The organism is Algibacter marinivivus (genome assembly GCF_003143755.1).
GTDB lineage: Bacteria > Bacteroidota > Bacteroidia > Flavobacteriales > Flavobacteriaceae > Algibacter_B > Algibacter_B marinivivus.
In genome coordinates this window covers 1,556,487-1,575,862 of the sequence record NZ_QFRI01000001.1, presented here as the reverse complement: position 1 = coordinate 1,575,862, position 19,376 = coordinate 1,556,487, and the positions used below count along the sequence as shown (strand labels likewise).

Sequence of the window (19,376 nt, the reverse complement as noted above, 5' to 3'; positions counted from 1 at the left end):
CTTATCTTATTTGTCCATTACCATGAACATACCATTTATTGGTTACCAAATGTTGTAATCCAATTGGTCCGCGTTGGTGTAATTTATCCGTACTAATCGCTAATTCGCCACCTAAACCTAATTGCCCGCCATCCGTAAAACGTGTAGACGCATTATGATATACTGCAGCTGTATCTACATTCTCCATAAACAATTTTGCTTCAGCATCATTGGTTGTTATTATTGATGAAGAATGTCCTCCAGAATACTTATTAATCATGGCGATAGTATCTTGATTTGATGCAATTTCCCCTATAAGAATCTTATAATCTAAAAACTCTTCATACCAGATATCATCAGACTTGATAGTTTCAAGTCCATTATCTTTTGAAACTATATCATCTCCTAAAACTTCAATTTTAAAATCTTTTAATTTTGAAATTAATGTTTTAACAAACTCGTTTTTATTTGGAAGGTTTTCGTCTATCAAAACCTTATCAACTGCATTACAAGCTGAAATTTTCGACTTCCCATTCATAATCACATCAATAGCAATATCTAAATCTGCTTCCTCATGAACATATACAAAGTTGTTACCACGTCCACTAATAATTACAGGACAGGTAGCATGCTCTTTTACAAAAGCAATTAAGCGCTCCCCACCACGAGGCACAATCAAATCAACTTTCTGAGTTGGATTTTCTAAAAAAGCTTGAGTTTCAGTTCTGTTAAATTGTAAATACTCAACCCAATCAGTAGAGGCATTTTCTTCTTTCAAAGCTTCATGCCATAACTCAACAATTTTTAAATTTGACCGTAATGATTCTTTACCTCCTTTAAGCAATATTTTATTACCTGATTTAAAAGCAATTCCAGCAGCTTCAACCGTTACATCTGGACGCGATTCATATATAATCAACACTGTACCAAACGAAGCTGTTTTATTGTATACCTGCATTCCGTTCTCATGTTTAAAACTAAAACGTTCAACACCAACAGGGTCTTCTTGAGAAGCTAAATGCGTTACAGCTTTAATCATCTCGTCTACTTTAGCATCATCAACTTTTAAACGGTCAAACATAGAGATGTCATCACCTTTGTAAGCATCTAAATCCGTTTTATTAATAGCAATTATAGCTTTTCGTTCACGCTCTAAAAGTATTGCCATTTTAAGCAATACAGTATTTCTAGTGTTTATGGATAATAATGTATTCATGTTATGCAACAGTTGTTTCAACTTCAGTTAGAGTTTCAATTAACGCTTCAAAAAACATAGTAATATGCTCCTTTTTAACCGTTAATGGTGGTAATATTCTCAATAATTTTTTATTCGCAGCTCCACCTGTAAAAATATGATGGTTGTAAATTAATTTTTTTCTTAAATCGCCTACTTCAAAATCAAATTCTAAACCAAGCATTAAACCTCTACCTTTAATCTTTTTTATTTGTGGAATCGTTTCGGCAATTTTTATAAAGTACTCAGACATGGTATTAACATTATCTATTAATTTCTGCTCTTCAATCACATTTAAAACCGACAAACCAGCAGCACAAGCCAAATGATTTCCACCAAATGTAGTTCCTAACATTCCAAACTTTGCTTCAATATCAGGATGAATCAAAATCCCACCAATTGGGAATCCATTTCCCATACCTTTCGCTATAGATATAATATTTGGTGTTACATTATAATGTTGAAATGCAAAGAATTTTCCTGAACGCCCGTATCCAGATTGCACTTCATCAGCAATAAACATTGTATTGTTCACTTTACACAAAGCATCAACAGCTTCAAAAAATTCAGCAGAACCTTCATCTAAACCACCTACACCCTGAATAAACTCAACAATAACAGCACAAACATCACCTTTTTCAAGTTCTTTTTTTACACCTTCAATATCATTTAAAGGCAAAATAGTTACCGCTTGTTGCGCATTAATTGGCGCAATAATATTTTTGTTATCAGTAGCCGCTACAGCAGCCGATGTACGCCCATGAAACCCATTACTAAATGCTAAAACTCTAGATTTTCCTGTTTTAAAAGACGCTAATTTTAAAGCATTCTCATTAGCCTCAGCACCAGAATTGCATAAAAACAATTCGTAATCTTTACAACCAGAAAGGACTTCAATTTTATCAGCCAATTCCTTCTGTAACGGATTCTGAATAGCATTCGAATAAAACCCAAGTTTAGAAACTTGACTAGTAACAGCCTCAACATATTTAGGGTGTGCATGACCAATAGAAATCACAGCATGCCCTCCGTAAAGGTCTAAATATTCGGTTCCTTTTTCATCGTAAACATAAACACCTTTTCCTGAAACAGGTGTTACATCATACAACGGATATACATTAAATAACGGCATTTTATTTGGTTTTTATTTGGTTGATTTTTTCAAACGAAGCATTAATTCCCTTTATAAGCGAGGAGCTTAAACCCTGATGTTCCATCTCATTAAGACCTTCAATAGTACAGCCACTTGGTGTAGTAACACGATCTATTTCCTCCTCAGGATGTCGTCCAGATTTCTTTAATAAAGTTGCAGCACCAAAACAAGTTTGCATCGCTAATTCATGTGCTTCATGTGCTTCAAACCCTAGCTGAATTGCACCTTGCGTAGTCGCTCTAATTAATCGCATCCAAAAGGCAATTCCACTTGCACAAATAACGGTTGCGGCTTGTAATTGTTCCTCCGGAATCTCCATAGAAACTCCCAAACTATTAAATATAGTTTTCGCCAACTCTACTTTTTCTTTCCCTTTTTCATTTGGAGAAAGGCAAGTCATCGATTGTCTAACCGACGCTGCAGTATTTGGCATTGCCCTAATAATATAGTGTTTAGCACCAATAATATTTTCAATTTTAGCTATAGAAAACCCAGTAATTACAGAAATAATCAACTGATCTTTTCTTAATAAATACTTCACATCTTCCAATATTTTACTCAAATGTTTGGGCTGTACAGCAAAAATAACCACGTCCGCATTATCCACCGCAAATGCATTATCCGATGTTAGCGTCACTTCCTTATATCGCTTAAAACTCTCTAAGGACGACGTATTCCTCTTCGTCAAATACAAAGAAGTCACCACTTTCTTAGACAACAATCCTTTTGCAATAGATTGCCCCAAACTTCCTGCTCCAATAATTGCTACTTTCATAATATTATTTTTTTTATTCTTTTTGGCGTTACCACAAGGGTCGGGCTATCCGTTACAAGTCCTCGCTCCCAAAAAGGTCGCTGTGGGCTTTCCACTACTATCCCTAACGCGCCACTGTTATGTGCTTACTCAATTTTAAAAGTAAGTTGCCTTTAATCCTAATCCTGTTGTTTCTTCTAAGCCAAACATTAAATTCATATTCTGTACTGCTTGTCCAGAAGCACCTTTCAATAAATTATCAATACAACTCGTAATTAATAATTTGCCGTTATGTTTATGCAAATGCACCAAACACTTATTTGTGTTTACTACCTGTTTCATATGTAAAAATTCATCTGATACAAATGTAAATTTAGCACCTGCATAAAATGATTTATAAATCGCTTTTGCATCTTCAACTGTTCCTTCAAAATCAGTATAAATGGTTGCAAAAATCCCTCTAGAAAAATTACCTCTATTTGGCATAAAAATAATTTCCGATGAAAAATCATTTTGCAACTGATTCACAGATTGATTAATCTCTCCTAAATGCTGATGCGTAAAGGGTTTGTAATACGAAAAGTTATTATCTCTCCAGGTATAATGCGTTGTTGCAGATAATGATGTTCCAGCACCTGTGGCACCAGTAACTGCGTTAATATGCACATCTTTTTTAATCAAACCAGCATCTGCCAATGGCAATAACCCTAATTGAATAGCTGTTGCAAAACAACCTGGGTTAGCAATATATTTAGCATCTACAATAGCTTCTTTATTCAATTCTGGTAACCCGTAAACAAATGTCTTTCCATTAAAAATCTTATCGGCTTCTAATCTAAAATCATTTCCTAAATCAATAATTTTAGTATTATCCGAAAATGTATTTGCAGATAAGAATTTAACCGAATTCCCGTGTCCCAAACACAAAAACAAAACATCAATATTAGGATTCACAGTATCTGTAAATTTCAAATCTAAGCTACCAACCAAATCTTGGTGCACTTTGCTAATTTTGTTTCCAGCGTTACTTGTACTATACACAAAATCAATTTCCGTTTCAGGATGATTAATTAATAATCTAATTAACTCTCCCGCAGTATATCCTGCACCTCCTATTATTCCAACCTTAATCATAGCTTAAGAATTTACTTGTCTGTATATTTTATTTTGGTTTCCTATTATTTTAATAAAACCTTTTGCATCATCAGCAGTCCAAGCTTTATTTTCTTCTCCATATGTACTAAACTTACTCGACATTAAATCATGATCAGAAACAATACCATCTAAAGAAAAGTGATATGGCTTTAAAGTTACCACTACATTGCCTGAAACCATGTTTTGAGAACTTTGCAAAAAAGCTTCTATATCTCTCATTACAGGATCTAAATACTGACCTTCGTGTAAATGCATGCCATAAAAACTAGACAGATATTCTTTATGCTGTAACTGCCATTTAGTAAGTGTATGCTTCTCTAATAAATGATGTGCTTTTACAGTAATTAAAGCCGCCGCAGCTTCAAAACCAACACGACCTTTTGTACCAACAATGGTATCTCCAACGTGGATATCTCTACCAATAGCATAAGCCGAAGCGATATCGTTTAATTTCTCAATATTTACTTCTGGTGTATTCTCTTCACTATTTAATGCTACAAATTCACCATTCTTAAATGTTAATGATACTTTTTCTTCACCTTCTTTTTCTAATTGAGACGGATATGCTTCACTAGGTAATGGTTTTTCAGACTCCAAAGTTTCAACACCACCAACACTAGTTCCCCAAAGCCCTTTATTAACAGAGTATTTAGATTTTTCCCAAGGCATATCAATACCCTCAGATTTTAAATAATCAATTTCTTCTTGTCGCGTTAATTTTTGATCTCTAATAGGTGTTATAATTTTAATTCCAGGTGCCAAAGTTTGGAAAATCATATCAAAACGCACTTGATCATTCCCTGCTCCCGTACTTCCATGAGCTATATATTCAGCATCAATACTTTTGGCGTATTCAATAATTTCAATAGCTTGAATAATACGTTCTGCACTAACAGAAAGTGGGTATGTACTGTTTTTTAAAACATTCCCAAATATCAAATACTTCACTACTTTTTGATAAAACGTAGCTACCGCATCAATATTTTTGTACGTAGAAACACCCATTTTATATGCATTACTTTCTATATGTTTTATTTCTTCAGTTGTAAAACCACCTGTATTGACACTTACTGCATGTACATCATATTCTTTCGATAAACTTACCGCACAATATGAAGTATCTAATCCACCACTATATGCTATCACTAATTTTTTCATTACTTTTTATTTTTTTCTTTTTTAAGAAACAATGCCTCTTTAATTCTTTTTAATCTTTTAAATGCTTTTTCTTTAACCTCAGCTTTATCTTCTTTTTTAACTTTTTTAGGATCATAAAGCATTCCTGTGCACAAACACATTTTTCTATTTGTACGTGTTAAAACATCGTAATTTTTACAGGTTTGACAGCCATCCCAAAAGGTTTGATCGTCTGTGAGTTCTGAAAACGTAACAGGTTTATATCCCAAATCACTATTCATTTTCATCACTGGTAAACCTGTAGTGATACTGAAAACCTTTGCATTTGGAAACTTATTTCTGGAATGCTCAAAAACTTTATGCTTAATTTTTTTTGCTAGACCTTGACCTCTATAATCTGGATGAACAATTAATCCTGAATTGGCAACAAATTTCCCATGGCCCCATTTTTCTATATAACAAAATCCTGCAAATGTTTCACCGTCAAGTGCAATTACTGCATTACCATTTTCAATTTTTGTTGAAATATACTCAGGTGTACGTTTTGCAATACCTGTTCCTCTTACTTGAGCAGAAGCTTCAATGGTTTCGCAAATATCATTAGCGTATTTTATATGTGATATATCGGCTATTACAACCTTCATTTCCTTACTTATATTATTGTCAATTATTTTGTTTTTTAAAAGCTGAACTGGACTCACCTAGTTCAATAAATTGAAGCATACCCTTACGGGCGACGTGGAAATTTGCGGCGCATAATAGAACTGTTGTTAATTGTTGAATTAACTTTGTTTTGAAATACTATGAGAAAATTTTTAGACACTTTTTGAAAAATTAAAATTACGTTAGGTTTTTACTAATATTTGAGCATTAGAAAAGGCGGCGATTGCGCACTGGCAAACCGGGAGTAGAACAACGTATTTTATTTTTTGAATTTTTCACAATGTAAAACTAAAGCATTATTTTTTTAAATAGTTAAAAATTATAGAGTTTTTGACAACAATTATAGAAATTTCTATTATTTGGTCCTTTTGTTTCAAAAAACTTAATTTTATAACGGATTTTTAGCAAATCTTACTTTGAATATTATTTATAATAGTAGTATTTCTAATTATTTCTGTAATTTAAAAGACCTAGAAGCTATTTTTTGAGCAGTAGGAAAATCTTCAGGCATCTCATTATTAATAACTTGCCCTGTAGCTGCCCATTCAACGCCTCGTCTTAAAAGCGTTATAAAACCAACACATTCAAATGATGTTGTATCGTGACCAAGAGTTGTATGAAAAACTCTGCCTTTACCATAATCTATAGCCATTGCTACGGGTTCTTTTTGTTCTAACTCTGGTGCTTTTTTACTTGATACTGCTGTAGCCAAAATAGTTACATTCTCAGCAGGCCCTCTTAAAAACGCATAACATTCATCACTGGTATGCATCCATGAATCAGGCATACCTTTTGTAATTGGATGTTCTTTATTGTAAGTAGTCACAAGAAATGGTTCTTTGGGACCATGCCTACCTGCAGCTCCTTCAGTATAATCTCTTTTAGGCATATTATCTTTATCCACGTATAAATAAGGCCCATCTTTTTCATTTCTATTTCCCCAACCACCAATAGCAATCATTTTATTATATGCTTTCCATTCTGGAAAACTATTATCAGCAGCATGGACACTAACAAAACCGCCACCATTATTAACATAAGCCTCAAATTCCGTCTTTGTTTTCTCAGACCAAGATGCTGCCTGCCAGCCAAAATTAGAAATAACAACATCATATTTTGAAAAATCTGGATTAAAATCTGGATCCGTTTTCGGTTTACCTTCAACACCTTTAGGAACATCCGCTAATGCTAACCATTCACTAAACGTTTCACTTTTATTCAAGAATTGAGTCCTAGAAATATCAACTTGAAACGCACCATTTTCTTCCAAATATTGCTTCATCATTATTGTTGATTTAGGCCACACTACGTGATTATTTTGTCCATCAACAATTAAAACTTTAATTTTTTCGTCTTTAGACTGGCAGGATATACTTGCAAAAAAGACAAATCCTAATAATAAATAAAATGTTGATTTTAACATAGTTGATTTACAGTTTGCTATTTTCATTTAATTGTTCCTAAATTCCCAAAATACCTTTCAAATAATCGGCATCAATAGCACCACCAGCAAAATCATCAAAACTACGCGTTGCCGCTTCAATAATATGTTTTTGAATAAATGGTGCGCCTTCTCTTGCGCCTTGCTCTGAAGATTTTATGCAGCATTCCCATTCCATAACCGCCCATAAATCCAACCCGTATTTAGTCAGTTTTGAAAAAATACCGCTAAAATCTACCTGTCCGTCACCCAAACTTCTAAAACGTCCTGCACGATCTTTCCAATCGGCATAACCACCATAAACACCTTGCTTTCCAGTTGGATTAAACTCTGCATCCTTTACATGAAACGCACGAATACGCTCATGGTAAATATCTATAAACGCCAAATAATCTAACTGTTGTAGCACAAAATGACTAGGGTCATATAGAATATTAGCGCGTTTATGATTTCCCGTAGCCTCTAAAAAACGCTCATACGATATCCCATCATGCAAATCTTCTCCCGGATGAATTTCATAGCACACATCCACACCCTGCTCTTCAAAATGATTTAAAATAGGTAACCAACGCGCCGCCAATTCCTTAAAGCCCATCTCTACCAATCCGTTAGGACGCTGTGGCCATGGGTACACAGTATGCCACATGAGCGCTCCCGAAAACGTAGCATGTGCCTTTAAACCCAAACGCGCGCTTGCTGTTCCAGATTTTTTTACAAAATCTATCGCCCATTCGGTTCTCGCTTTTGGGTTACCTCGTACCGACTCTGGTGCAAACCCATCAAACATGTTATCATACGCAGGATTTACCGCTACCAATTGTCCTTGTAAATGGGTCGATAATTCTGTGATTTCCAAGCCGTACGACGCCACTTTTCCTTTCAACTCATCACAATAGGTTTGACTATCAACAGCCTTCTCTATGTCAATTAAACCCGATTCCCAAGTTGGTATTTGTATGCCTTTATACCCCAAATCTGCAGCCCATTTACAAATACCATCTAACGAGTTAAATGGCGCTTCACTTCCGGCAAATTGGGCTAAAAATACTGCTGGTCCTTTTATAGTTTTCATATTTATATTTTGGTTTTTTGCGTTACCACAAGGGTTGGGCTTTCACTACTCAATCCCTCCTAAATCGGGGATTTTAAACATGCCGTTCAATCCCTAACGCGGGTGTACCCGCCAATTTTAGTTTTAAAATCTAGTTTATTTTCGTCCAAGCTGCGTTATTAATATCACTTTCCACAGCAGCATAAATAAATTTCATACCACGAACACCATCGGCAACCGTTGGATAATCTGGTTTGTCAATATATTTCCCTTCATTAACAGCATTCACATGTGTCGCAAAATTTTTGTAAATAGTAGCAAAAGCCTCTAAATACCCTTCAGGATGTCCGGCAGGAATTCTGGAAACCGCTAGCGCTTCATCATGCAAACCATTGCCGTTTGGTGTGTATATTTTTTTGGGTGCTTCCAACCAACGTGTAATCAATTCATTCGGATTTTCTTGATACCACTCTAAACTACCTTTTGTACCATACACTTTAATACCTAAGTTGTTTTCTTCACCTAAAGCAATTTGCGAGATAGAAATTGTGCCTTTCGCACCATTTTCCATACGCATCAACATATTACCATCATCATCCAAAACACGACCTTCTCCAAATCGTCCTAGATCTGCAGCAATTTCCTCTATTTTTAATCCGGTAATGTATTCAATTAGGTTTTCAGCATGCGTCCCAATATCTCCTAAAGCACCACCAATACCAGAACGTTTTGGGTCTACTCTCCAAGCCGCCTGCTTTTGTTCGGTTTTCTCCAAAGACGTCGATAACCAACCTTGTAAATATTGTGCTTGTATTTTTCTAATAGTTCCAAGTTCTCCTTTTGCCACCATAGCTTTGGCTTGTTTTACCATAGAATTGCCAGTGTAATTATGTGTAAGCGCAAATAGCTTTCCGCTTTTTGCAACAATCTTTTCCAGTGCTTCAGCTTCTTCTAAAGTTAAAGTTACAGGTTTATCTGAAACAACATGAAACCCATGCTCTAAAGCCATTTTTGCTGGTGGAAAGTGCATATGATTAGGCGTTACAATAGCCACAAAATCCATTCTCACATCCTCTGGCAATGCTTTTTCCTTTTGCATCATGTCTTCAAACGTACCATAACATCGGCTTTCGTCTAAGCCAAGTGCTAAACCAGATGCAATAGATTTTTCCACAGTACTACTAAATGCACCACATACCAATTCAATCATCCCATCAATGGCCGCAGCCTTTCTATGTACATCTCCTATAAATGAGTCAGCACCACCGCCAACCATTCCCATTCTTAATTTCCTACTCATATTCTATTTAAGCTTCTACTTTATTTCTTTTTTTCATATACATATGTAATCCTAAAAACGCTACAATAAGTATCGCAGGTAAAATAGACATGGTTCGTAACGCTTCCGCAGCACTTGCATTATCCATTAAATTACCCATTACAGGTAATACGATTGATACTGAAAACATACCTGCACCTCCCATTATTGAAAGTCCCAAAGCACCAGTTTCTGGTAAATACTCTGCTACAAAACCGAGCATTGTTGGCCAGAAAAAGGTAACGCCTACCGCAAAAACTGCAGCCGCAACAAACGTCATACCACCACTAGATATGGTTAGTAACCACAAGCCTACAAACGTAAATATTGCAGAATATAACAACATTCCCGAAGGACTTAATTTATGAACAACCTGACCAGCAAATAAACGTCCCAAAGCCATAATACCATTAATAAATGCTAGTACTAGCAATGGTTTAGCCACCGATGCTTTTAACAAAGATTCTATACGTTGTGTAGTCCCCAATTCTGAAGCAGCAGTTAAAAACATACAGGCTACCATGAATAAAAACAAAGGTTTTAAAACACTGGAAAACATTTTTTTATTACTAATACCCAACTGCACACGCTCTGTTACAGGAATATTTTGTCCTAAAAACAAGAATCCGTAAACCACTAAAGGTATAAACAAAGTGCCTACCATAACTTGCCAACTTAATCCTAAAACATCCATAACAAGCCAACCTACCAATGCACCTATTACGATACCACCAGGAAACCATACATGAAACCGATTTAGCATTTTAGTTTTTTCCTCAGGGTACATTGATGCTACCATGGGGTTTAGGGCAGCTTCCACAAATCCATTACCAATTCCTATAAAAAGTGTTGCAATAAATAGTGACGTCATCGAGTCTGCCATCAACGTTAACACAATACCAACAGCATGCGTTATAAACGCCATCCACGTTATTTTTTTAATACCTAATAAATCTACTAACGGCCCACCAATAATCATAGCTATTGTAAATCCAAAAAATGCTGGTGCAAAAGCATAACCAATTTGCTCTAAAGTTAAACCAACGCCTTCGGGACCAAAAACGGTTTCCAATCGTGCACGAATGGCAAACGTCATCGCTGTAGTAATTAAGGCTAAACAACTTGCTAAAAACAGTCTATTCTTATTAATATGCTCCATAATTTATTTAGTTTGGTTGGTTTTATTTTTAAGACAGTTGTTTCCCCACTTTAAGCAATAAATCTCTGGTTGCTTTTATACCTTCATCTTCGGGTAAACGCTTACCTTCATATTCAACACCTACAAATCCTGTATAATTTACGTCCTTTACCATGTTCATCACTTTCATAAAATCTATAGTGGTTTCGTTACCGTTAGCATCAAAATCATAAGACTTTGCGCTTACCGCTTTAGCAAAAGGGAGCAATGCTTCCATACCTTTATACCTATCGTAAGCCTCTAAACAATTACGGTCTTTATCTTTTGTGATACAGAAATTTCCAAAATCTGGCAAGGTGCCACAATTTTCACTTTTTACATTTGAAAACACTCCAGACATCCATTCACCATTTGAAGAAAAGCCACCGTGGTTTTCAACTAAAATATTAATATTAGAATCTTTTGCATACGCTGAGAGTTGCTCTAAGGAATCTACTGCAACTTTTGCTGCATCTACCTTATTAACCCCTCCCGCTAAATTAACACGAATGGCATGACAGCCTAAAAAGTGAGCAGCATCTACCCATTTATGATGATTTTTAATCGCTTGTAATCGTGCTTTTTTATCAGGGTGCGCTAATTCGCCTTCACCATCAATCATGATTAACACATTTTGTTGACCTTCGGCATCTGCTCTATTGTTCATCTCTTTTAAATACGCTTTATCTGTAGCTTTATCTTTAAAAAAAGCATTTACATACTCCAAACCTTCACACCCAAAACCTCTGGAAGCAGCTGCAAAATCAAGATTATTCATCTTCTTATCAAACAAGGCATTATGTAACGACCATTGCGCCAAAGAAATTTTAAAAAACAAGTCCGCTTCTTTTTTCTCTACATTAATATCCTGTTGTACTTGCTGTTTTGTTGCATTTTTACAAGCATACATGCCTAATGTAGCTATCCCTAAACTTGCTTTAGATGTTTTTTTTACAAAATCGCGTCTTCTCATAAATTGATTCGTTAGTCGTTTATTGAAAATTTTCTAAAAAGAAAATATCATAATTTGTTTTATTTAGTAGAAAAATAAACTTTTAATTCATGCAAATTAATTAATTTTCGAATAATTAAGAATTTAATTAATAATTCATTAAATTTTGCAATATTTAATTATCAATTTACCCTAACAAAGATTTAATTTTTAAATGATTGAAGATAAGATAACCGAATACCCTACCGTTTACGATGCCATTGTTATTGGTACTGGTATAAGTGGAGGTTGGGCAGCTAAAGAACTTTGTGAAAACGGACTAAAAACTTTAGTTTTAGATCGGGGACGCATGGTAAAACATATTGAAGATTATCCTACTATGTATGATGACCCATGGGATCTTAAATACAGAGGTACCAAAAACCCTGTAGATGTAGCAAAACAACCCATACAAAACAAGTCGTATATATTGGGCCCTACAAGTCAACATTGGTTTGTTAATGATTTTAAGCATCCTTATAATCAAGTAAAACCCTTTAATTGGATTCGAGGTTATCATGTGGGTGGCAGATCGCTAATGTGGGCAAGACAATCGTACCGCTTAAGTGATTTAGATTTTGAAGCCAATAAAAAAGATGGTCATGGTGTAGATTGGCCTATACGATACAAGGATATTTCGCCTTGGTATGATAAAGTAGAAACATTTATTGGTGTATCGGGACAAAATTTAGGGCTATCTCATTTACCTGATGGAAAATTATCCAAACCCATGGAGCTAAACTGTGTGGAGCTTGATTTTCAAAAAAAATTAGAAGAAAATTTTGATGACCGTTTACTAACCATAGGACGATCAGCCAACAAAACAGGTGATGCTGTACATGAGGGGCGTTCTAATTGTCAATTTAGAAATAGATGTGTTAGAGGATGTCCATTTGGTGGGTATTTTAGCAGTAACTCTTCAACACTTCCTGCTGCAGAACGCACAGGAAATATGCATTTGAGACCCAACTCTATTGCTTATGAAATAATTTATGATGACGAAAAAGGCGTGGCTTCTGGAGTTAGAATTATTGATGCTGAAACCCGAGAAAAAATTTTCTTTAGAGCTTCTATAATTTTTAGTTGTGCCTCTACAATAGGATCAGCTAGTATCTTAATGCAATCAAAGTCTGAAAGATTCCCTAATGGGTTAGGCAATGACAGTGGAGAGTTGGGGCATAATATTATGGATCATTTATCAAAATCTGGTGCTTCTGCTAAAGTAGAAGGTTTTGAAGAGTTTTATTATAAAGGGCGTCGCCCTAATGGATTTTATATTCCACGTTTCAGAAATTTGGACGAAAAAACTCAACATAAAGACTTTTTACGTGGTTATGGTTATCAAGGAAGCGCTAGTAGAACAAGTTGGAAAAGCGGTTTAGGAGAACTTAGTTATGGCGAAGATTTAAAAGAAGACTTGATGAAACCCGGACATTGGCGGATTGGTATGGGTGGTTTTGGAGAATGTTTGCCCTATCATGATAATAAAATGACTTTAAATTATGAAAAGCTAGACGACTGGGGCTTGCCAACGGTAAATTTTGATGTTACTTTTAGGGATAACGAAATTAAAATGAAAGAAGACATTACAGAACAGGCAGTGGCTATGTTAAAAGCTGCTGGATTTAAAAATGTGATAGGTAATAATCCTGAAAGCACTCCCGGAATAGCCATTCATGAAATGGGTGCTGCAAGAATGGGACATGATCCCAAAACATCGGTTTTAAATAAACATAACCAGATACATGCAGTGCCTAATGTGTATGTAACCGATGGTGCTTGCATGACTTCATCTGCGTGTCAAAATCCATCGTTGACTTATATGGCACTTACAGCCAGAGCTGCAAATCATGCGGCCCAAGAGTTTAAAAAAAATACAAAAGCCTAAGGTTATGGATAGAAGAACCGCTTTAAAAAACTTAAGTATTGGTTTAGGTTATACTGTTGCATCTCCAACAATATTTAATATGTTGTCGTCTTGCACTGCTGAGGCTAGTGGATGGACACCTTTATTTTTGTCGGTAGATGAGAAACATATGGTAACACATTTAACGGACATTATTTTGCCTAAGACAAATACTCCTGGAGCTCTAGATGTTAATGTGCCGCAATTTTTAGATTTGATGTATGCAGATATCGAGAAAAAACAAAATCAAGATATTTTCAAAAAGGGTGCTTTAATATTTGGTGAAGCTTTTAAGACAAAGTTTGATATAGAAGTTGTAGAAGGAAATAAAGCCCAATATGAAACCCTTTTAGGATCTTATTTTAAGATTTCTGAGACTACTGAACAGGCACTTTTAAAATTGCAGAGACAGCCATTAGAAAGTATATCTAAGACTGATATGGGTAATTATTTGTTGTATAATTTTTTACTATCCGTAAGACGATATACGTTATTTGGATATTATACTTCTGAAAAAGTAGGGGAAACGATACTAAATTACGATCCAATTCCTGGGGAGCAAAAAGGGTGTATTCCTCTTGAAGATGTCCCTAACAGTAATGCTTGGTCTTTATAAAAATGATAGGATAATGAAATTTTATAATAATGTACTGTCGGTTTTTATCTTATTGCTATGCATTGCATATTCCTGTAAAAACAAAAAAACTAAAATACCAAATACAGAAAAGGAACAGTGGGTTAAACTGTTTAACGGAAAAGATTTAGAGGGCTGGACACCAAAAATAAAAGGTTATAAATATGGTGATAACCATAATAATACATTTACAGTAGAGGAAGGTATTCTTAAGGTAAGCTATAAAGCCTACGATTCCTTTAACAATACTTTTGGTCACTTATTTTATAAAAGCCCTTACAGTAATTACAAATTTAGAATGGATTATCGTTTTACAGGAGAACAGGTAGCAGGAGGAAGACCATGGGCAATACGAAATAGTGGCATTATGATCCATTGTGAAGACCCAAAAAACATGGGATTGAAACAAAACTTTCCTGTTTCAATTGAAGTACAACTTTTAGGCGGTAACAGTATCGATGAGCGTTCAACAGGAAATTTATGTACTCCAGGTACTCATGTTGTTTATAAAGACTCTTTAGTTACTGAACATATCATAAAATCGACGTCAAAAACCTATCATAGTGATCAATGGGTTCATGTAGAAATTGAAGTCAGAAACGATTCTCTAATCAAACACTTTATTAATGGTAAAGAAGTTTTGCGTTATACAAAGCCACATATAGGTGGAAAAGTGGATCATAATCAAGAGGTATGGAATTCAAAAGTAAATCAGCCACTTAAAGGTGGCTATATTTCTTTACAAAGTGAAAGCCACCCTGTAGAATTTAAAAATATTGAAATATTTAATTTAGATTAAAATCTACTCTACAATAAACTTACCTTTCATTATAGCTGAATGTCCTGGAAAACTACATAAAAACTCGTAAGTTCCAGCTTCAGGAGCGTCAAATTCAATAACATCAGTTTCTCCTCCACCAAGCATTTTCGTGTGAGCAATAACGTCTTTAGTACCGTTAGGAATATAATCATTATCTCTAGCTGATGCAGCCATATTACCAAAAGCCATAGCATTAACGCCTTTCCTCAATAACACAAAATTATGTCCCATTACATTCTTATCCATCTTACCTATATGACGTAATGTTACTTTTACTTTCTTTCCAGCTTCAACTTTAATTTCTTTTTTGTTGAATTGCATAGCATCATTTCCAGTAATTGTAATATCATTAGGGCTACTCTCTACCCTTTGAGAAACTTCAGATTTTTTCTCGTAACTGAATCCTTCTTTTTTCTTTTCCTCTTTTCCGCCACACGCGAATATAGTTATTGAAAAAATGGCTAAAACTACTATTCTAATTATTTTCATATTTGTTTTAAACTTTATTTACAAAACTAATTGATTTGTGTAGAAATAAAAATCTATTAAACCAAAAACTGAAACAAATCTGGCTTATCATTTAAATAATCACCATAAAAGTTATTTTGTTTCATTTTTGTAATTAAAGGTTCTAAATCTAAAGCATCTTTTAATTGTACACCAACGACTGCTGAACCATTTTCACGGTTAGTTTTTTTAGCATATTGAAAGTATGTAATATCATCATTTTCTCCTAAAATATCTACTACAAACTCTTTTAACGCTCCAGCACGCTGTGGAAAGTTAATTATGAAATAATGCTTTAAGTTTGCATACAGTAAAGCACGCTCTTTAATTTCAGGTGTTCTGGTAATATCATTATTGCTTCCACTTACCACACAAACTACGTTTTTACCTTTTATTTTTTCTGTATAAAAATCTAAAGCTGAAATACTCAAAGCTCCTGCAGGTTCAACTACAATTGCATCTTTATTGTAAAGCTCTAAAATAGTTTCGCATACTTTGCCTTCAGGCACTGTAACCATATCATCTAAATTTTCTTTACATATTGCAAAGTTTAAATCGCCAACACGTTTTACCGCAGCACCATCAATAAATTTCTCAATAAATTTTAACTCTGTATTCTTATTTTTTTTGATTGATTGACTCATTGAAGGTGCTCCTTCTGGTTCAACTCCAATGATTTTTGTATTTGGAGATAACTCCTTAAATACCGTTGACAAACCTGCTGCTAAACCACCACCTCCAACTGCAATAAAAACATAATCAATATACACATTAGATTGATCTATAATTTCTAAACCAATTGTAGCTTGTCCTTCAATAACTTTTTCGTCATTAAATGGGTGAATAAACGTTTTACCTAACTCATTACATTCTGCCATTGCTGCGTGATAAGAATCATCAAAAGTATCGCCTTCCAATTTAATTTCAATAAAATCTTCTCCAAACATTTTAACTTGTTCTACCTTTTGGTTTGGTGTTGGAGCTGGCATATAAATAGTACCTTTTATTTTTAACAACTTACAAGACAAAGCCACACCTTGTGCATGATTTCCTGCACTGGCACAAACCACACCATTACTAGAATCAGCAGAAGTTAACGAACTAATTTTATTATAAGCTCCACGAATTTTGTACGAACGTACTTGTTGTAAATCTTCCCGCTTTAAAAAAATATTAGCGTCAAATTGTTTTGAATATCTCAAACTTCGACCTAAAGGTGTTACTGCAGAAACTTTTTGTATAGTTTTAACTGCTGCTTTAACACTATCTATAGTAGGAAAATAAGTGTCTTTTTCTTGATTCATCTTTCATAATTTATAGTTCTAAAACTATAATGCAAGTTACAATTTACCCTAATAAAAAACCTGTCAAGATGAAAAACATCCGACAGGTTTTAACAATATATAGTTTAGTTGAGTTCGATACTATACTATTGGCTTCATAGCCGTCATAGAAGCTCTTAAAAAAGAACCTACTTTTTCAACTGGATGATTTCTTAAAGCTGCATTTACTTCAATAAGTTTTGCATTATCAACTCCTTCTCCATTATCTTTTGCATATGGCTTTCCAATAACATCCGTTTTGATGTTTTTCATAAAGTCTGTTAATAAAGGCTTACAAGCATGATCGAATAAATAACATCCGTACTCAGCGGTATCAGAAATCACACTATTCATTTCGTATAATTTACGTCTTGCAATAGTGTTAGCAATAAGAGGTGTTTCGTGTAAAGATTCATAGTAAGCCGAAGCATCGATAATTCCAGAATCTGTCATAGCTTCAAAAGCTAATTCAACACCAGCTCTTACCATAGCTACCATTAAAACACCATTATCATAATACTCTTGCTCAGAAATCTCAACATCTCCAGCAGGTGTTTTTTCAAAATTAGTTTCTGCTGTTGCTGCTCTCCATCCTAATAAATCTTTATCATCATTAGCCCAATCTGCCATCATACCTGAAGAGAAACGTCCTTCAATAATATCATCCATATGCTTTTGAAATAAAGGACGCATGATATCTTTTAATTCTTCTGATAATTCAAAAGCTTTAATTTTTGCTTTGTTAGACAAACGGTCCATCATATTAGTTACACCACCATATTTAAGACCTTCTGTTACCGTTTCCCATCCGTATTGAATTAACTTTGAAGCGTACCCAGCATCAATCCCTTCTTCAACCATTTTATCAAAACAAAGGATAGATCCTGTTTGTAATAAGCCACAAAGAATGGTTTGCTCCCCCATTAAATCAGATTTTACCTCAGCAATAAAAGATGATGCTAAAACACCAGCTCTATCACCTCCTGTTGCTACAGCGTAAGCTTTTGCTTGAGCCCAACCTTTACCTTCAGGATCATTTTCTTCGTGCACTGCAATAAGGGTTGGCACACCAAAACCACGTTTATATTCTTCGCGAACTTCAGTACCTGGACATTTAGGCGCTACCATAATAACTGTAAGATCTTCACGGATTTGCATACCTTCTTCAACAATATTAAACCCATGAGAATATGATAATGTTGCTCCTTTTTTCATTAAAGGCATTACTGTATTAACAGCATTTGTATGTTGCTTATCTGGTGTTAAATTTAACACTAGATCTGCAGTTGGAATTAACTCTTGATAATTTCCAACAGTAAATCCATTTTCTGATGCATTAATGAAAGATTGACGCTTTTCTGCAATAGCAGCATCACGTAATGCATAAGAAATATCTAAACCAGAATCTCTCATGTTTAACCCTTGGTTTAACCCTTGAGCTCCGCATCCTACGATAACTATTTTTTTACCTTTTAATGCATTTACGCCATCTACAAATTCTGAAGCGTCCATAAATCTACACTTCGATAATTGATCTAATTTATCTCTTAAAGATAGTGTGTTAAAATAATTTCCCATTGTTATATTTAATTGTAATTATTATTGGTTATTAAATGCTGTTAGCATTTCAGTTACTTTCATTTCATCTTTTGTCACTGCAATTCTACCTGAACGAACAAATTGCATAATTCCGAATACGTTTAAATCTCTACGTAAAGATTCTATTTCATTTCTTCTACCAGATTTCTCTAATACAAAAAACTCTTTGTTTACAGTTACTATTCTAGCGTAACTTTCCTTTATAATATTCTGAATTTGAGGTTCATCAAACAACAAGTCTGATTTTATTTTGAACATGCCAGACTCCATAAAAATGGTTTCTTCATCAGTATGATAATATGCTCTAATTGTTTCTACTTGTTTTTCAATTTGCTTAACAATCTTGATAGCATTTGTCTCTGTAATATTAACTACAATTACAAAACGATTTACACCATCAATTTCAGATTGAGATGTTGTTAAACTTTCAATATTAATATGTCTGCGCTGAAAAATGGCTGATATACGATTCAATAACCCGATATTATTTTCGGTATAAACAGATATTGTGAATGTTTTTATGTCTTCGCTCATT

At 34.5% G+C, this 19,376-nt stretch carries 18 protein-coding genes; 3 read left to right on the top strand and 15 right to left on the bottom strand.

Annotated features, from left to right (window positions below):
- Position 1: 1 nt before the first annotated feature.
- From DIS18_RS07155 to DIS18_RS07105, 11 genes are all read right to left on the bottom strand, one after another.
- The gene (locus DIS18_RS07155) at positions 2–1,195 is read right to left on the bottom strand and encodes a glutamate-5-semialdehyde dehydrogenase (protein ID WP_109352619.1); all 1,194 of its coding nucleotides are present in this window, start codon (positions 1,193–1,195) and stop codon (positions 2–4) included.
- 1 nt (position 1,196) lies between these two features.
- Positions 1,197–2,345: an aspartate aminotransferase family protein gene (locus DIS18_RS07150; RefSeq protein ID WP_109352306.1), complete on the bottom strand. Its 1,149-nt coding sequence runs from the start codon at positions 2,343–2,345 to the stop codon at positions 1,197–1,199.
- A gap of 1 nt (position 2,346) precedes the next feature.
- Complete coding sequence (gene proC, locus DIS18_RS07145) at positions 2,347–3,141, bottom strand: pyrroline-5-carboxylate reductase (RefSeq protein WP_109352305.1); 795 nt, start codon at positions 3,139–3,141, stop codon at positions 2,347–2,349.
- Between the two features lie 135 nt (positions 3,142–3,276).
- Positions 3,277–4,254, bottom strand: coding sequence for an N-acetyl-gamma-glutamyl-phosphate reductase (gene argC / locus DIS18_RS07140; RefSeq protein WP_109352304.1), 978 nt, complete (start codon positions 4,252–4,254; stop codon positions 3,277–3,279).
- A gap of 3 nt (positions 4,255–4,257) precedes the next feature.
- Complete coding sequence (locus tag DIS18_RS07135) at positions 4,258–5,433, bottom strand: argininosuccinate synthase (RefSeq protein WP_109352303.1); 1,176 nt, start codon at positions 5,431–5,433, stop codon at positions 4,258–4,260.
- Entirely contained in the window at positions 5,433–6,056 is a 624-nt protein-coding gene (locus DIS18_RS07130) for a GNAT family N-acetyltransferase (RefSeq protein ID WP_109352618.1), read from the bottom strand. The genes DIS18_RS07135 and DIS18_RS07130 overlap by 1 nt, the downstream gene beginning before the upstream one ends.
- Before the next feature lie 467 nt (positions 6,057–6,523).
- Entirely contained in the window at positions 6,524–7,525 is a 1,002-nt protein-coding gene (locus DIS18_RS07125; RefSeq protein WP_245925603.1) for a ThuA domain-containing protein, read from the bottom strand.
- A 10-nt stretch (positions 7,526–7,535) separates the two neighbouring features.
- A complete protein-coding gene (locus DIS18_RS07120; RefSeq protein WP_109352302.1) occupies positions 7,536–8,588 on the bottom strand; it encodes a sugar phosphate isomerase/epimerase family protein in 1,053 nt (350 codons plus the stop codon).
- 130 nt (positions 8,589–8,718) lie between these two features.
- Positions 8,719–9,867, bottom strand: a complete 1,149-nt coding sequence (locus tag DIS18_RS07115) for a Gfo/Idh/MocA family protein (RefSeq protein ID WP_181363997.1) — start codon at positions 9,865–9,867, stop codon at positions 8,719–8,721.
- A gap of 7 nt (positions 9,868–9,874) precedes the next feature.
- On the bottom strand, positions 9,875–11,044 hold the full coding sequence (locus DIS18_RS07110) for an MFS transporter (RefSeq protein WP_109352300.1): 1,170 nt from the start codon (positions 11,042–11,044) through the stop codon (positions 9,875–9,877).
- A gap of 28 nt (positions 11,045–11,072) precedes the next feature.
- Entirely contained in the window at positions 11,073–12,035 is a 963-nt protein-coding gene (locus tag DIS18_RS07105) for a sugar phosphate isomerase/epimerase family protein (RefSeq protein ID WP_109352299.1), read from the bottom strand.
- Positions 12,036–12,228: 193 nt separating this feature from the next.
- On the opposite strand from DIS18_RS07105, the gene DIS18_RS07100 reads away from it, so the two are divergent.
- Genes DIS18_RS07100 through DIS18_RS07090 form a run of 3 tightly spaced genes read left to right on the top strand, consistent with a single transcriptional unit; the run spans position 12,229 to position 15,392 of the window.
- Positions 12,229–13,941, top strand: coding sequence for a GMC oxidoreductase (locus tag DIS18_RS07100; RefSeq protein ID WP_109352298.1), 1,713 nt, complete (start codon positions 12,229–12,231; stop codon positions 13,939–13,941).
- Between the two features lie 4 nt (positions 13,942–13,945).
- Complete coding sequence (locus DIS18_RS07095) at positions 13,946–14,575, top strand: gluconate 2-dehydrogenase subunit 3 family protein (protein ID WP_181363996.1); 630 nt, start codon at positions 13,946–13,948, stop codon at positions 14,573–14,575.
- Positions 14,576–14,588: 13 nt separating this feature from the next.
- Positions 14,589–15,392 (top strand): 3-keto-disaccharide hydrolase, encoded by an 804-nt coding sequence (locus DIS18_RS07090; protein WP_109352296.1) that lies wholly within the window; start codon positions 14,589–14,591, stop codon positions 15,390–15,392.
- A gap of 3 nt (positions 15,393–15,395) precedes the next feature.
- Here the strand turns inward: DIS18_RS07090 and azu are convergent, their stop codons facing one another.
- The 4 genes from azu to ilvN form a co-directional block, all read right to left on the bottom strand.
- The gene (gene azu, locus DIS18_RS07085; RefSeq protein ID WP_109352295.1) at positions 15,396–15,902 is read right to left on the bottom strand and encodes an azurin; all 507 of its coding nucleotides are present in this window, start codon (positions 15,900–15,902) and stop codon (positions 15,396–15,398) included.
- 56 nt (positions 15,903–15,958) lie between these two features.
- On the bottom strand, positions 15,959–17,224 hold the full coding sequence (gene ilvA / locus DIS18_RS07080; protein ID WP_109352294.1) for a threonine ammonia-lyase IlvA: 1,266 nt from the start codon (positions 17,222–17,224) through the stop codon (positions 15,959–15,961).
- Positions 17,225–17,344: 120 nt separating this feature from the next.
- Positions 17,345–18,820 (bottom strand): ketol-acid reductoisomerase, encoded by a 1,476-nt coding sequence (gene ilvC, locus DIS18_RS07075; RefSeq protein ID WP_109352293.1) that lies wholly within the window; start codon positions 18,818–18,820, stop codon positions 17,345–17,347.
- A gap of 21 nt (positions 18,821–18,841) precedes the next feature.
- Complete coding sequence (ilvN, locus tag DIS18_RS07070) at positions 18,842–19,375, bottom strand: acetolactate synthase small subunit (RefSeq protein ID WP_109352292.1); 534 nt, start codon at positions 19,373–19,375, stop codon at positions 18,842–18,844.
- Position 19,376: the final 1 nt, after the last annotated feature.

Coding starts and splice junctions, on each gene's coding strand:
- DIS18_RS07155 (WP_109352619.1), bottom strand. CDS start 1,195: ATGAATACATTATTATCCATAAACACTAGAAATACTGTATTGCTTAAA.
- DIS18_RS07150 (WP_109352306.1), bottom strand. CDS start 2,345: ATGCCGTTATTTAATGTATATCCGTTGTATGATGTAACACCTGTTTCA.
- proC (WP_109352305.1), bottom strand. CDS start 3,141: ATGAAAGTAGCAATTATTGGAGCAGGAAGTTTGGGGCAATCTATTGCA.
- argC (WP_109352304.1), bottom strand. CDS start 4,254: ATGATTAAGGTTGGAATAATAGGAGGTGCAGGATATACTGCGGGAGAG.
- DIS18_RS07135 (WP_109352303.1), bottom strand. CDS start 5,433: ATGAAAAAATTAGTGATAGCATATAGTGGTGGATTAGATACTTCATAT.
- DIS18_RS07130 (WP_109352618.1), bottom strand. CDS start 6,056: ATGAAGGTTGTAATAGCCGATATATCACATATAAAATACGCTAATGAT.
- DIS18_RS07125 (WP_245925603.1), bottom strand. CDS start 7,525: ATGAAAATAGCAAACTGTAAATCAACTATGTTAAAATCAACATTTTAT.
- DIS18_RS07120 (WP_109352302.1), bottom strand. CDS start 8,588: ATGAAAACTATAAAAGGACCAGCAGTATTTTTAGCCCAATTTGCCGGA.
- DIS18_RS07115 (WP_181363997.1), bottom strand. CDS start 9,867: ATGAGTAGGAAATTAAGAATGGGAATGGTTGGCGGTGGTGCTGACTCA.
- DIS18_RS07110 (WP_109352300.1), bottom strand. CDS start 11,044: ATGGAGCATATTAATAAGAATAGACTGTTTTTAGCAAGTTGTTTAGCC.
- DIS18_RS07105 (WP_109352299.1), bottom strand. CDS start 12,035: ATGAGAAGACGCGATTTTGTAAAAAAAACATCTAAAGCAAGTTTAGGG.
- DIS18_RS07100 (WP_109352298.1), top strand. CDS start 12,229: ATGATTGAAGATAAGATAACCGAATACCCTACCGTTTACGATGCCATT.
- DIS18_RS07095 (WP_181363996.1), top strand. CDS start 13,946: ATGGATAGAAGAACCGCTTTAAAAAACTTAAGTATTGGTTTAGGTTAT.
- DIS18_RS07090 (WP_109352296.1), top strand. CDS start 14,589: ATGAAATTTTATAATAATGTACTGTCGGTTTTTATCTTATTGCTATGC.
- azu (WP_109352295.1), bottom strand. CDS start 15,902: ATGAAAATAATTAGAATAGTAGTTTTAGCCATTTTTTCAATAACTATA.
- ilvA (WP_109352294.1), bottom strand. CDS start 17,224: ATGAATCAAGAAAAAGACACTTATTTTCCTACTATAGATAGTGTTAAA.
- ilvC (WP_109352293.1), bottom strand. CDS start 18,820: ATGGGAAATTATTTTAACACACTATCTTTAAGAGATAAATTAGATCAA.
- ilvN (WP_109352292.1), bottom strand. CDS start 19,375: ATGAGCGAAGACATAAAAACATTCACAATATCTGTTTATACCGAAAAT.